The sequence below is a fragment of the Oerskovia merdavium genome (genome assembly GCF_014836755.1).
Taxonomy (GTDB): domain Bacteria; phylum Actinomycetota; class Actinomycetes; order Actinomycetales; family Cellulomonadaceae; genus Oerskovia; species Oerskovia merdavium.
In genome coordinates, this window is the sequence record NZ_JACSQF010000014.1 from 113,450 (window position 1) to 126,931 (window position 13,482).

The window sequence follows — 13,482 nt, forward strand, 5'->3', positions numbered from 1 at the left end:
CCCCTCGGCCTGCACGACGGACGGCGTGTGGCGGGGGGGGGGGCCCCGCCCCGCCCCGCGCGTCACGTGCACCCGACAGACCGAGCGGGCAGCGTGCCCGACGCCGTCACCCGCCCGAGCGCGGACCCGGCACCACGGCGTCGAGCGCCGCGCGGTCGGCAGCGTCGCCCTGGAGGGTCAGACCCGCATGGCGGCCTCGTCCGAACGCGTGGAGCACGAGCTCGCCGACCTCGCCCGTGACGACGACGGTGCCGGGCAGCCGCCCGTCGTCGGTCGGCCGCGTCGGCGGGGCCTTGACCGCGAGGCGCGGACCGCCGGGCACCACGAGCACGACCCCCACGGGGGACCGGCGGTAGAACAGGCGCGCACCACGCCGCAGCTGTGACCACAGGGCGTCCTGGAGCCCGGGGGAGAGGTCGCGCGCCCTCTCCCCGGCGCCGCCCGACCCGCCGGGACCCGCGACGCAGGTGCCACGACGCACGTCCTCGGTGTGCACGAAGTACTCGACGAGGTTCACGAGGTTCCCTGCCCACGACCACGGGCTCCACGAGGCGGGCGCCTGCTCGATGCGCGCGAGCAGCGCGGCGTACCCGCCCGGTGCGAGCGCGGTCGCGGCGAGGTCCTGGAGCCTGGCGTCCGACCAGTCGTGCAGCGGGCCTCCGTTGGCCCCGGCCTGGGTCCAGGGCTGGTGCTCCCGCAGGATCATGTGCGCCGCGAGGTGGCGGGTCTGCCACCCGTCGCACAGGGTCGGGGCGTCGGGGCCGGCCTGGGTGAGTGCGTGGACGAGGGAGGCGCGCTCGTGGGCGTGCCAGGCGGTGGGCTGCATCAGGCCATGCTCGCACGCGGGACGGAGTGTCCCGTGTGAGAAGATCGTGCCAACCCCCACGAAAGACGAGGATCGTCCGTGTCCGCGCGACGGAGCACCCCCACGAACACCACGCCTCGGACCCAGGACGCGCCCACCGGCGCAGCGTCCGACGGTCCGGACGGCACCAGCCCGCACCAGCCCACCTTCGTGGACGGGGTCTCCCGGCCCGGCCGCACGGCGCCCGCAGCACGGGGGGCGCGCGAACGGCACGCCCTGACCGGCTCACGGACCCGCAGGTCGCTCCAGCTCATGGGTCGCGGCATGCGGTCGCAGTGGCGCGTCTACGTCCTGGCGATCACGGCCTCCGCGCTGTTCGGCGCGACCACGGTCCTCATCAGCCTCGCGGTCGGCCGCGTGACGGACGAGGTCGTCGTCCCGGCGCTCGCGGGCGACGCGGACGCACGCGGCAACCTGTGGGTCGCGGGCCTCGTCCTGGTCGCGATCGCCCTCACGCTCGCCCTCACGGTCGCCGGCCGGCGCATCTTCGCGGGCTACGGCTACGCGAACATCCAGGCGGGGCACCGCACCGCGGTCACGCACCAGTACCTGCGGCTGCCCATGTCGTGGCACCGGGCGCACCCCGCCGGCCAGCTGCTCTCGAACGCGAACTCCGACGTCGAGGCCGCCACGGGCGTCTTCAACCCCCTGCCCTTCGCGCTGGGCGTGGTCGTGATGATCGGTGTCTCGGCGGTCATGCTCTTCCGCATCGACGTCTGGCTGGCGTGCGCCGCGCTCGTCGTGATCCCGGTCGCGATCGTGGTCAACGTCGTGTTCCAGAAGTACATGTCGCCCGCGATCACGCACGCCCAGCAGCTGCGGGCCGAGGTCTCCGACGTCGCGCACGAGAGCTTCGAGGCCGCGCTGCTGGTCAAGTCGCTCGGCACCGAGGCCCGCGAGGAGCGGCGCTTCGCCGCGCGGACCGACGAGCTGCGGGCGGCCAACATCCGCGTGGGCGTGGTGCGGGCGTTCTTCGACCCGGTCATCGAGCTCCTGCCCTCGCTCGGCACGCTCCTGGTGCTGGGCGTGGGAGCCGCGCGGGTCGCTGCCGGTGCGGTCGACACGGGAGAGGTCGTGACGGCCGCCTACCTGCTGACGATCATGGCCGTCCCGGTCCGCGCGTTCGGCTGGGTCCTGGGCGAGCTGCCGCGCGCGCTCGTCGGCTACGAGCGCATCGCGAGCGTGCTCGACGCACCGGGCATCCCGGTCGCGGGAGAGCAGCGGCTTCCCGCCACCACCGGCGGTGCGTCCGTGCGGTTCGAGGGCGTGGGCGTCGACGTCCGGGCGGGCGGCCGCGACGTCACGCTGCTCGACGACATCGAGCTCGACCTGGCCCCCGGCCGCACGGTGGCCGTCGTCGGTCCCACGGGCGCGGGCAAGACCACGCTCGTCTCGCTCCTGGCGCGCCTGTCCGACCCCACGCGCGGCCGGGTGCTCGTCGACGGTGTGGACGTGCGCGAGGCGCTCGCAGCCGACCTGACGAGCCAGGTCGCGCTCGTCGCGCAGTCGACGTTCATCTTCGAGGACACGGTCCGTTCCAACGTGACGCTCGCGGACCAGGGCGAGGGCCCCACCGACGAGCAGGTGTGGGACGCGCTGCGCCTGGCCAAGGTCGACGACGTGGTCTCCCGCCTGCCGGGTGGTCTCGACTCGCCCCTGGGGGAGCGCGGCTCCAACCTGTCGGGCGGTCAGCGGCAGCGGCTCGCGATCGCGCGCGCCCTGGTGCGCTCTCCGCGCCTGCTGGTGCTCGACGACGCGACCTCCGCCGTCGACCCCCGCGTGGAGCAGCAGATCCTCGCGGGCCTGCGCGGGGAGGGAACCGCGCCTGGGGGCGCAGGCCCGACGGCGGACCACCCCACGGTCGTCATGGTCGCCTACCGCATGTCGAGCGTCGCGCTCGCGGACCAGGTCGTCCACGTCGAGTCGGGGCGGGTGGTCGACGTCGGGACGCACACCGAGCTGCTCGCGCGCGACCCCGGCTACCGCGAGCTCGCCACGGCCTACCAGCGAGAGGCCGAGCGCCGCGCCGAGGCGGACGAGCTCGACGGTTCCGGGGAGTCGCCCGACGACGGGCGCAGACCTGCCGACCCCCTGCAGTCCGAGCGCGAGGACGTCGAGCGCCGCGAGCAGGAAGAGACCGACGGGATCGTGCGCCACGCCGAGGAAGGGACCGTGACCGAGTGAGCACCACCACCGCACCCACGTCGGCCCGCGGACGCCGCCGCCGGGCGAGGGCCACGGCCGAGCCCGAGGTCGTCGTCGAGGATGCGACCGGCGCGCGGATCGCCTCGGCGAGCTCGCTGGGCGTCTTCGCGACCCTGCGCAAGGGCGTCCAGATGTCACCCGAGATCCTCGTGGGCATCTGGGGCACGCTGCTCCTGGCCGTCGTCGCGGCCCTCGGGCGGATCGTCGTCCCCATCACCGTCCAGCAGACGGTCGACAGCGGCATCATGGCCCCGGGCGGCCCCGACACGAGCCGGGTGGCGCTGCTGGTCGGCGCCGCGGCGGTCGTCCTGGTGGTCGCGGGCCTGTGCTCGGCCCTCGTCAACGTCCGCCTCTTCCGCTCGACCGAGGCGGGGCTCGCGAGCCTGCGCGTGCGGGCCTTCCGGCACGTGCACGACCTCTCGGTCCTCACCCAGAGCACCGAGCGGCGCGGGGCGCTGGTCTCGCGCGTCACGAGCGACGTCGACACGATCTCCCTGTTCGTCCAGTGGGGCGGCATCATGCTGCTCGTCTCGGTCCTGCAGATCGGCGCGGCGACGCTCCTCATGGCGTTCTACTCGTGGCAGCTCACGCTGCTCGTGTGGGCGTGCTTCGTCCCGTTGTTCCTGATCCTGCGCCCCGCCCAGGGCAAGGTGAACGGCGCCTACACGGCGCTGCGCGAGCGAGTGGGCGCGATGCTCGGGGCGATCTCCGAGTCGGTCGTGGGCGCCGAGACGATCCGCGCCTACGGCGTCGGCGAGCGCACCGCGCGCCGTGTGGACGCCGCGGTCGAGAGCACGCGCAAGGGCATGGTCCGCGCGCAGGTGCTCGTCTCGTCGGTCTTCTCGAGCGGCGTGCTCGTCGCGAACCTCGTGCTGGCCGTCGTGGTCGTCGTCGGCACGCTCCTGGGCATCGACGGGTCCATCACCGCGGGGCAGCTGCTCGCGTTCCTCTTCCTGGTCCAGCTCTTCACGGGCCCGGTGCAGATGGCGACCGAGATCCTCAACGAGCTGCAGAACGCCGTCGCCGGCTGGCGGCGCGTGCTGGCCGTGGTCGAGACGCCCGTCCAGGTGGTCGACAAGGGATCCGAGGGCGTGCGCTCGCCGCGTGGCCCCGCGCACGTGCGGCTCGAGGACGTCCGGTTCGCCTACCCCGACGGTCCCGAGGTGCTGCACGGTGTGGACCTCGACTTCCCGGCGCGCACCTCGGTCGCGGTCGTGGGCGCGACGGGCTCGGGCAAGACGACGATCGCCAAGCTCGTCACGCGGCTCATGGACCCCACGTCCGGCGCGGTCCGCCTCGACGGCGTCGACCTGCGCGACCTGTCGGCCGCGAGCCTGCGCGAGCGCGTGGTCCTCGTCCCGCAGGAAGGGTTCCTGTTCGACGGGACGCTCGCCGAGAACATCGCCTACGGCGTGCGGGACGCCGCGAACGGCGCTGCGGGCACGTCGGGCAGTGCGGGGGAGACCCCGGGGCAGACCGCCGCCCGGCTCGCGGACCGCATCGACGCTGCGGTCGCCGAGCTCGGCCTGACCGACTGGGTCGCGGACCTGCCCGACGGGCTGGGCTCCGCCGTCGGGCAGCGGGGCGAGGCCCTGTCGGCGGGCGAGCGTCAGCTCGTCGCGATCGCGCGCGCGTACCTCGCCGAGGCCGACCTGCTGGTCCTCGACGAGGCGACGTCCGCGGTCGACCCCGCGACCGAGGTGCGCATCGCGCGTGCTCTCGACTCGCTGACGGCAGGGCGCAGCACCATCACGATCGCTCACCGGCTCTCGACCGCAGAGGCCGCGGACCTCGTCGTGGTCGTCGACGCGGGCCACGTGGTCGAGGTCGGGCCGCACGCCGAGCTCGCGGCCGCGGGCGGCGTCTACGCGTCGATGCACGCGTCCTGGGTCGCGCAGACCCGATGAGCGAGCAGCGGGGCGAGCGGGCCCCCGACGCGGGCGGACCCGGCGGCCGGTCACCCTCCCCGGTCTCCCGGACCGCTGAGCGGGACGGGGACCCGGGGACCCCAGGGATCTGGCAGGATTCTCGGGTGCCCCAGAACACCGCCCAGCCCGCCCCCGCAGACCAGCCCCTCGCCGCCGAGGAGCCCCACGACGTCGCCGACACGCTGCCCGCGACGCTCGCGGCCCGCCTCAAGCGCGACGCCGACGGGCTGGTCGCCGCGATCGTCCAGCAGCACGACACGGGCGAGGTGCTCATGCTCGGCTGGATGGACGACGAGGCGCTGCGCCGGACGCTCACGACGGGCCGCGTGACCTTCTGGTCGCGCTCGCGCCAGGAGTACTGGCGCAAGGGCGACACGTCCGGCCACGCGCAGTGGGTCAAGTCCGTCGCGATCGACTGCGACGGCGACGCGCTGCTGGTCCGCGCCGACCAGGTGGGTGCGGCCTGCCACACGGGAGCCCGCACGTGCTTCGAGGCCGGCGGCGACCTGGGCGCAGCGGTGGGCCACCGCCCCGAGAACGAGACCTCCGAGGAGAAGACGCTGTGACCGGCTCGACGCCCCCGATCGACCCGACCGCCCCCGTGGTTCCCGCGGCAGGCCTGCCCTGGGGCGAGACCTGGCCTGCGGTCGAGGGCTTCCGCGTGCTCGCGACCTCGCGCCGCGTGGTCCCCGTGGTGCGTCGTCTCCTGGCCGACGACGTCACGCCCGTGGGTCTGTACCGCACCCTCGCGCAGGGGCGGCCCGGCACGTTCGTGCTGGAGTCGGCCGAGGTCGACGGCAGCTGGGCCCGCTACTCGTTCGTGGGGGGCGCGTCGCGCGCGACGCTCACCGCGCGCGACGGCCAGGCCGTCTGGACGGGGGACGTGCCCGCTGGGGTCCCGACCACGGGCGACGTGGTCGACGTGCTCGAGCGGACGCTCGACGCGTTGCGCACCCCGGCGATCGACGGGCTGCCGCCCCTGACCGGCGGGCTGGCCGGTGCGCTGGGATGGGACGTCGTGCGGCACTGGGAGCCGACGCTGCCCGGGAACGCGCCCGACGAGCTGGGCGTGCCCGAGGTCACGCTGTGCCTCGCGACCGACCTCGCGGTCGTCGACCACCGCGAGGGCAGCGTGTGGCTCGTGGCCAACGCGATCAACTTCGACGACACCGACGAACGGGTCGACGAGGCCTACGCCGACGCCGTGTCGCGGCTCGACCGCATGCAGCGCGAGCTCGTGGCGGGGACCGGGGGAGGGTCGTCGGCCGCGGTCGTCGCGGACGTCGCCGAGCCGGAGCTCGAGTTCCGCTCGACGCGCGAGGAGTTCGAGACCGCGGTGCTCGCGGGCAAGGACGCGATCCGCGACGGCGAGGTCTTCCAGATCGTGATCTCGCAGCGGCTCGACCTGGACTGCCCGGCCTCGCCGCTCGACGTCTACCGGGCCCTGCGGACCATCAACCCGAGCCCGTACATGTACTACTTCCAGCTCACGGACGCCGACGGCTCTGACTTCGCGGTGGTCGGGTCGAGCCCCGAGACGCTCGTCAAGGTCGACGACGGGCACGTGGTCACGTTCCCGATCGCCGGGTCGCGCCCGCGCGGCGCGACGCCCGAGCAGGACGTCGCGCTGGGTGAGGAGCTCCTCGCGGACCCCAAGGAGCGTGCCGAGCACCTCATGCTCGTCGACCTCTCGCGCAACGACCTGGTGAAGGTCTGCGAGCCGGCCTCGGTCGAGGTCGTCGAGTTCATGGTGACCAAGCGCTTCAGCCACATCATGCACCTGTGCTCGACCGTGGTCGGGACGCTGCGCCAGGGAGCCAGGGCGCTCGACGTGCTGCGCGCGACGTTCCCCGCGGGCACGCTCTCGGGCGCGCCCAAGCCCCGGGCCATCGCCCTGATCGACGAGCTCGAGCCCGCCTCGCGCGGGATCTACGGCGGGACGGTCGGCTACTTCGACTTCGACGGCAACATGGACATGGCGATCGCGATCCGCACCGCCCTGATCCGCGACGGACGGGCGAGCGTCCAGGCCGGGGGTGGGATCGTGGCCGACTCGGTGCCCGCGCTCGAGTACGAGGAGTCGCGCAACAAGGCCGCCGCCGCGGTCCGAGCCGTCCAGCTGGCCGCTCGGCTGCGGAGCCTCGCGTGAGCGGGCCCGGAGCGACCGGCTCTGCTGACGGCACGCCTGCGGCCGTGGCTCGAACGCCCCGCTCGTGGCGCCTCGCTCGCCGCAGCGCGATCCTGCTGCTGCTCGTGCTGGGCGCCGGCGCGCTCGCGGCGGCTGCCCCGACGTGGCTGCGCACCTCGGGGGCGACGGCCCTCGACGCCGACGTCCAGGTGCACGTCACGGGCACCACGGCGGCTCCCGGGGTGGGCGCGGGAGCCCTGGTCGTCGTGGCCGCCGCCCTCGCGCTGGGGCTCGTGGGCCGCATCGGGCGATGGGTCGTCCTGGTCGTGGCCGCGGCGAGCGGCGTCGTCGTGAGCGCGTCGGCCGCCGCGATCCTGCGCGACCCGGTGCCGGCGGCGACGTCGGCCGTCGCCGAGGCGACCGGGGTCACCGAGATGACGAGCGCCGTGACGCTCACGCCCTGGCCTGCGGTGGCGACGGCGGTCGGGGTCCTCGTGGTCGTCGCGGCCGTGTGGGCCGCGGTCTCCTCGCCCTCGTGGGGGCGTGTGTCCGCACGTCACGAGATCGTCCGGCCCGCGGCCGGGACACCCGTCGCCCGGCGCGAGGCGTCCACCGCGGAGGCCGGGATCGACGCTCCAGGGAGTCCTGCGCCGTCGGGCGCCCCGGGCAGGGCGGCCCAGCCCCCCGAGGCAGGACCGGCCGACGAGCCCGACGAGCAGGAGACGTGGGACTCGTTGACCCGCGGCGAGGACCCCACAGACCGCTGAGCATCACCTCCCGTCCGCACGAACAGACCGACCGACGTCCGATAGGCTGGACGCACATCTTGACGAAAGGCACACCCCCCATGGCCGAGAAGACGCCGCAGACCACCGAGATCTCCTACCTGCCGCCGTCGGCACCCCCCACGAACCACGGTCACACCGTGGCGGCGTGGTTCACCATGATCGGCATCATCGTCGGTGCGGTCGTCGCGGGAGTCGCCGTCGCGATCGCGACCGTGTGGATGTTCTGGGTCGGCATGGGCATCGTCGCGCTCGCGCTCGTCGGCGGCCTGGTCCTGCGCAACATGGGCTACGGGCAGCCGAAGGTCGCCCAGAGCTGACGTCTCCCGGGCGAGAGCCCGGACCGTCGCCACGCGCCGCGCACCCCAGGGGTGCGGGGCGCGTGCTGTACCACCGGTCGACCCGGGCACGACCCGGCCTTCCCAGCAGAGAGCAGAGCGTCCCATGAGCTATCCCCCCACCCCTCCGACGGACCCGTACCGTCCCGCCGGCGAGGAGCCGGAGGGAACCGGGCAGCAGGGCCCGGTACCTCCCGCGTACCCGGGCTACCCGCAGCAGAGCCCGTCTCCCTACGGCGCCCCCGCGCCCGGGACCCCGGACGGTGGGTACCCGCAGTACGGCGCCCCCGCGCAGCAGCCGCCCTACGGTGCTCCGCAGCAGCCGCCCTACGGCGCCGCGCAGCAGCCGTACGGCGCACCCGGGCAGGCGCCGTACGGCGCGACGCCCTACGGCGCGACACCGGTACCCGGAGGTGCGTACGGCTACTTCCCCCGCAACGACCTGGGGATCTGGGCGTTCGTGCTCGGCATCGCGTCGATCGTCCTGTCCTGCGGCTTCTTCACGGGGATCCCGGCGATCATCGTCGGGAGCAAGGCCAAGCGGGCCGTGGCGGCAGGGGAGGCCAACAACGGTGGTCTCGCGCTCGCCGGCGTGATCCTCGGCTGGGTCGGGATCGCGCTCTCGGTCATCGGCGTGATCTTCCTGATCGCGATCGTCGCCTCGCCCGAGTTCCAGGCAGGGTTCCAGGAGGGGTACTACGGCTGAGCCGCGTGCATCCGACGCCCCCGTGAGCGAGGTCCCCGCGGGGGCGTCGGGCGTGCCCACCAGCCGGTGGCGCGGCGCCGCAGCACCGCTCGTCCTCGGGGCAGCTGTGGCGGGGGCGACCCTCGTGCTCGCGCTCGTCGACCCGCACGAGGGCGGCTACCCGCTGTGCCCGCTGCTCGCGCTCACGGGGTGGGCCTGCCCGGCGTGCGGCGGGCTGCGAGCGACGCACGACCTCGCGACGGGCGACCTGGCCGGGGCCTGGGCCATGAACCCCCTGTGGGTGGTCGTCGTGCCGTTCCTCGTCGTCGCCTGGGCGCTGTGGGTCCGGCGAGCGTGGCTCGGGACACGGGCCCGAGCGGTTCCCGCCTGGACGGGCGTGGTCGCGCTGGTGGTCCTGGTGGCCTTCGGCGTCGCGCGGAACATCCCCGCGCTCGTGCCGTTCCTCGGGCCGTCCTGACCCGCCACGGGGCCCTCGGCGAGCATCTCGCGGGATGACACGTGTCCCTGGTCACTCTCGGGCGGCCCTACGATGGCAGGTATCTCCCTGTCAATGGTTCGCGGAGAGATGCTGCAGGCGACTCGTCACGGTCGCGGCAGCCGGACCCGCGCACCTGAGCTGGCACGGAGTCGACGACGAGCACGGGGAGATATCACATGACGGTTCTGGAGGACATCGTCGCGGGGGTCCGCGAGGATCTTGCGGAGCGCCAGGCGAAGACCACCCTGGACGAGCTGAAGGAGCGCGCCGCCCGCGCGCCCGGCGCCCTCGACTGCGTCAGCCGCCTCAAGGCCGAGGACGCTGTCGCTGTCATCGCCGAGGTCAAGCGGTCGAGCCCGAGCAAGGGGAACCTGGCGGCCATCGCGGACCCGGCCTCGCTCGCCTCGGAGTACGAGAAGGGCGGCGCGGCCGTCATCTCGGTGCTGACCGAGCAGCGTCGCTTCAACGGCAGCCTCGCAGACCTCGACGCGGTCCGGGCCAAGGTGGACATCCCGGTCCTGCGCAAGGACTTCGTGGTCACGCCGTACCAGGTCTGGGAGGCTCGCGCCCACGGTGCGGACCTGGTCCTGCTGATCGTCGCAGCCCTCGAGCAGACGGTGCTGACGTCGCTCGTCGAACGGGTCCACTCGCTCGGCATGACGGCTCTCGTCGAGGTGCACACCCTCGACGAGGTCACGCGCGCGATCGACGCCGGTGCCCGCGTGATCGGGGTCAACGCGCGCAACCTCAAGACGCTCGAGGTCGACCGGACCACGTTCGCGCGACTGGCCCCGGCCATCCCGGACGAGCTGGTCCGGATCGCCGAGTCCGGTGTCCGCGGCCCGCACGACGTGATGGACTACGCACGGTCGGGGGCGCACGCCGTCCTCGTCGGCGAGGCCCTGGTCACGGACGACGCACCGCGCGCCTCGGTCGCCGACCTCGTGGCGGCCGGCTCGCACCCGTCGCTGTGGTCCGTCCGGCCCTGATCCCACCCCAGACAACGTAGATCCCGCACCGAGGAGGTCAGGCCGCGTGCCCGACGCAACACCTTCCCTGCAGAACCAGCAGGGCCCGTACTTCGGGGACTTCGGCGGACGGTTCGTCCCGGAAGCGCTGATCGCCGCGCTCGACGAGCTCGAGGCCGAGTACCGCAAGGCGGTCGTCGACCCGACGTTCCAGGACGAGCTCGCCCGTCTCCACCGCGAGTACACCGGTCGCCCCAACCCGCTGACGGAGGTGCCCCGGTTCGCGGAGCACGCCGGGGGAGCGAGGGTGTTCCTCAAGCGTGAGGACCTCAACCACACCGGCTCGCACAAGATCAACAACGTGCTCGGTCAGGCCCTGCTCGTCAAGCGCATGGGCAAGAAGCGCGTGATCGCCGAGACGGGCGCCGGCCAGCACGGGGTCGCCACGGCCACGGCCGCAGCCCTCATGGACCTCGAGTGCGTCGTCTACATGGGCGAGGAGGACACCGAGCGCCAGGCGCTCAACGTCGCGCGCATGCGGCTCCTCGGCGCGACCGTGGTCCCGGTGACCATCGGCTCGCGCACGCTCAAGGACGCGATCAACGAGGCGCTGCGCGACTGGGTCGCCAACGTCGACTCGACGCACTACCTGCTGGGCACCGTGACGGGCCCCCACCCGTTCCCGGAGATGGTCCGCGACTTCCACCGGATCATCGGCGAGGAGGCGCGCGCACAGATCCTCGACCGGATCGGACGCCTGCCCGACGCGCTCGCGGCGTGCGTGGGCGGCGGGTCGAACGCCATGGGCCTGTTCAACGCGTTCCTGGACGACAAGGACGTGGCGCTCTACGGCTTCGAGGCCGGCGGAGAGGGCGTCTCGACCGGCAAGCACGCGGCCCGGTTCAGCGGAGGTGCCCCGGGGGTGCTCCACGGAGCCCGGTCCTACCTCCTGCAGGACGAGGACGGGCAGACCCTGCCCAGCCACTCGATCTCGGCAGGCCTGGACTACCCGAGCGTTGGCCCCGCCCACTCGTGGCTGCACGACCTCGGCCGTGCGACCTACGAGCCCGTCTCGGACGTCGAGGCCATGGAGGCGTTCCGGCTCCTGTGCCGCACCGAGGGGATCATCCCGGCGATCGAGTCGGCGCACGCCCTCGCCGGCGCGCTGCGGATCGGCCGGGAGGCTCAGGCCGCGGGCAAGGAGGACACCGTGATCCTCGTGAACCTCTCGGGTCGCGGGGACAAGGACGTCGCCACCGCGGCGCGGTGGTTCGACCTGATCGACGCGGACACCGTGGTCGACGGCGAAGGGAGCAGCTTGTGAGCGCGACAGCCGGAGGCGTCCAGGCGCCCTACCGCACCGCGGCGCGGATCGAGGAGGTGTCCGCCCAGGGGCGGGCTGCCCTCATCGGCTACCTGCCCGTGGGCTACCCGAGCGTCGAGGGGACGGTCGAGGTGGCGAAGGCGCTCGTCGAGTCCGGCGTCGACATCATCGAGCTCGGCCTGCCGTACACGGACCCCGTCATGGACGGGCCCGTCATCCAGCAGGCGGTCGAGCACTCCCTCTCTGCCGGGACCCGCGTCCGCGACGTCTTCACGGCCGTCCAGGCCGTGGCGGCGCTGGGCGTGCCCGTCCTGGTCATGACCTACTGGAACCCCGTGCTGCGCTACGGCGTGGAGGCCTTCGCGCGCGACCTGGCGGCCGCCGGCGGAGCAGGTCTCATCACGGCCGACCTGATCCCGGACGAGGCAGGGGAGTGGATCGCTGCTGCGGACGCCCACGGCCTCGACAAGGTCTTCCTCGTCGCTCCGAGCTCGACCCCCGAGCGTCTGCGCCTCACGGCCGCGGCCTCGCGCGGGTTCGTCTACGCTGCCTCGACCATGGGCGTGACGGGAGTCCGGTCCGAGGTGGGCAGCAAGGCCGAGGAGCTGGTCGCGGCGACGCGGGCAGCAGGCGGCGAGCACGTGTGCGTCGGCCTCGGCGTCTCGACCGGTGCCCAGGCCGCACAGGTCGGCCGGTACGCCGACGGCGTGATCGTCGGTTCCGCGTTCGTCCGCCCGCTCCTGGGCGAGGAGCCCTGGGACGAGCGGCTCGAGCAGGTGCGCGCGGTCGCGCGCGACCTCGCGCACGGTGTCCGTTCTGCTCGGTCGAGCGACGAGACCACGCGGAAGGTGACGTCATGACCGGGCTCGTGTCCGCCGTCGGGCCGCTGGTGGCCTCGATCCCCAGCCCGTCCCAGCACACCTGGTACCTGGGCCCCTTCCCGCTGCGCGCCTACGCGCTCGCGATCCTCGCCGGCATCGCGGTCGCGGTCTGGCTCACCCGCAAGCGGTGGGCAGAGCGCGGCGGCGACCCCGAGGACGTGCTGGAGATCGCCTTCTGGTCCGTGCCCTTCGGCATCGTCGGTGGGCGTCTCTACCACGTCATCTCGACGCCGGACCCGTACTGGGGACCGGACGGGGACCCGCTCAAGGCGTTGCGGATCTGGGACGGCGGCCTCGGGATCTGGGGGGCCATCGCGCTCGGCGCGGTCGGTGCCTACATCGGCTGTCGCCGGCAGAAGGTCAGCTTTGCAGCCTTCGCCGACGCGCTCGCACCGGGGCTGCTGCTCGCGCAGGCGATCGGCCGGCTCGGCAACTGGTTCAACCAGGAGCTGTTCGGCGGCCCGACCACGCTCCCGTGGGGTCTGCAGATCTCCGACCAGTACCTCCCGGCGGGCTACGAGTCCGGGACGCTGTTCCACCCGACGTTCCTCTACGAGCTCTTGTGGAACGTCGCTGCGGCGTTCCTGCTCATCTACCTCGACCGTCGCTTCAGGTTGGGTCATGGTCGGGTATTCTGGCTGTACGTTCTCTTCTACACGCTTGGCCGCGTGTGGATCGAGATGCTTCGCATCGACACGGCCGAGCTGGTGCTCGGCCTCCGACTGAACGTCTGGACCTCCATCCTGGTCGGAGTCGGTGCGTTGATAGCGTTTATCGTTATCGGGCGCCGACACCCAGGGCGCGAAGAGACAGTATCGCTCGATGCTGCGGAGCCCGAGCAGGCAGGTGCTGGCCGACCCGACCCAGGTCACTGAG

Annotated in this window: 13 protein-coding genes; 12 read left to right on the plus strand and 1 reads right to left on the minus strand. The window is 73.4% G+C overall.

The window, feature by feature from the left end:
* Nucleotides 1-106: 106 nt before the first annotated feature.
* Entirely contained in the window at nucleotides 107-826 is a 720-nt protein-coding gene (locus H9641_RS14100) for a TIGR03085 family metal-binding protein (protein ID WP_191804805.1), read from the minus strand.
* Nucleotides 827-1,117: 291 nt separating this feature from the next.
* On the opposite strand from H9641_RS14100, the gene H9641_RS14105 reads away from it, so the two are divergent.
* The 12 genes from H9641_RS14105 to lgt all read left to right on the plus strand — a co-directional run bounded on the left by H9641_RS14105 (nucleotide 1,118) and on the right by lgt (nucleotide 13,481).
* The gene (locus H9641_RS14105; protein WP_191804895.1) at nucleotides 1,118-3,049 is read left to right on the plus strand and encodes an ABC transporter ATP-binding protein; all 1,932 of its coding nucleotides are present in this window, start codon (nucleotides 1,118-1,120) and stop codon (nucleotides 3,047-3,049) included.
* Between the two features lie 98 nt (nucleotides 3,050-3,147).
* Entirely contained in the window at nucleotides 3,148-4,977 is a 1,830-nt protein-coding gene (locus H9641_RS14110) for an ABC transporter ATP-binding protein (RefSeq protein ID WP_318244601.1), read from the plus strand.
* Between the two features lie 203 nt (nucleotides 4,978-5,180).
* On the plus strand, nucleotides 5,181-5,564 hold the full coding sequence (gene hisI, locus H9641_RS14115; RefSeq protein WP_191804899.1) for a phosphoribosyl-AMP cyclohydrolase: 384 nt from the start codon (nucleotides 5,181-5,183) through the stop codon (nucleotides 5,562-5,564).
* Nucleotides 5,561-7,147, plus strand: coding sequence for an anthranilate synthase component I (locus tag H9641_RS14120; protein ID WP_404821949.1), 1,587 nt, complete (start codon nucleotides 5,561-5,563; stop codon nucleotides 7,145-7,147). Before hisI ends, H9641_RS14120 begins: the two co-directional genes overlap by 4 nt.
* 44 nt (nucleotides 7,148-7,191) lie before the next feature.
* A complete protein-coding gene (locus H9641_RS14125; protein WP_191804807.1) occupies nucleotides 7,192-7,893 on the plus strand; it encodes a Trp biosynthesis-associated membrane protein in 702 nt (233 codons plus the stop codon).
* A gap of 80 nt (nucleotides 7,894-7,973) precedes the next feature.
* Nucleotides 7,974-8,231 carry an HGxxPAAW family protein gene (locus H9641_RS14130; protein WP_191804809.1) on the plus strand — a complete coding sequence of 86 codons (258 nt, stop codon included), beginning with the start codon at nucleotides 7,974-7,976 and terminating at the stop codon, nucleotides 8,229-8,231.
* Nucleotides 8,232-8,355: 124 nt separating this feature from the next.
* Nucleotides 8,356-8,955: a DUF4190 domain-containing protein gene (locus H9641_RS14135; protein ID WP_191804811.1), complete on the plus strand. Its 600-nt coding sequence runs from the start codon at nucleotides 8,356-8,358 to the stop codon at nucleotides 8,953-8,955.
* A gap of 22 nt (nucleotides 8,956-8,977) precedes the next feature.
* Nucleotides 8,978-9,412, plus strand: coding sequence for a DUF2752 domain-containing protein (locus tag H9641_RS14140; RefSeq protein ID WP_191804813.1), 435 nt, complete (start codon nucleotides 8,978-8,980; stop codon nucleotides 9,410-9,412).
* Nucleotides 9,413-9,609: 197 nt separating this feature from the next.
* Nucleotides 9,610-10,422 (plus strand): indole-3-glycerol phosphate synthase TrpC, encoded by an 813-nt coding sequence (trpC, locus tag H9641_RS14145; protein ID WP_191804815.1) that lies wholly within the window; start codon nucleotides 9,610-9,612, stop codon nucleotides 10,420-10,422.
* Nucleotides 10,423-10,468: 46 nt separating this feature from the next.
* Nucleotides 10,469-11,725 (plus strand): tryptophan synthase subunit beta, encoded by a 1,257-nt coding sequence (gene trpB / locus H9641_RS14150; protein WP_191804817.1) that lies wholly within the window; start codon nucleotides 10,469-10,471, stop codon nucleotides 11,723-11,725.
* Nucleotides 11,722-12,585: a tryptophan synthase subunit alpha gene (gene trpA, locus H9641_RS14155; protein ID WP_191804819.1), complete on the plus strand. Its 864-nt coding sequence runs from the start codon at nucleotides 11,722-11,724 to the stop codon at nucleotides 12,583-12,585. Before trpB ends, trpA begins: the two co-directional genes overlap by 4 nt.
* Nucleotides 12,582-13,481 (plus strand): prolipoprotein diacylglyceryl transferase, encoded by a 900-nt coding sequence (lgt, locus tag H9641_RS14160; protein ID WP_191804821.1) that lies wholly within the window; start codon nucleotides 12,582-12,584, stop codon nucleotides 13,479-13,481. The genes trpA and lgt overlap by 4 nt, the downstream gene beginning before the upstream one ends.
* Nucleotide 13,482 lies beyond the last annotated feature (1 nt).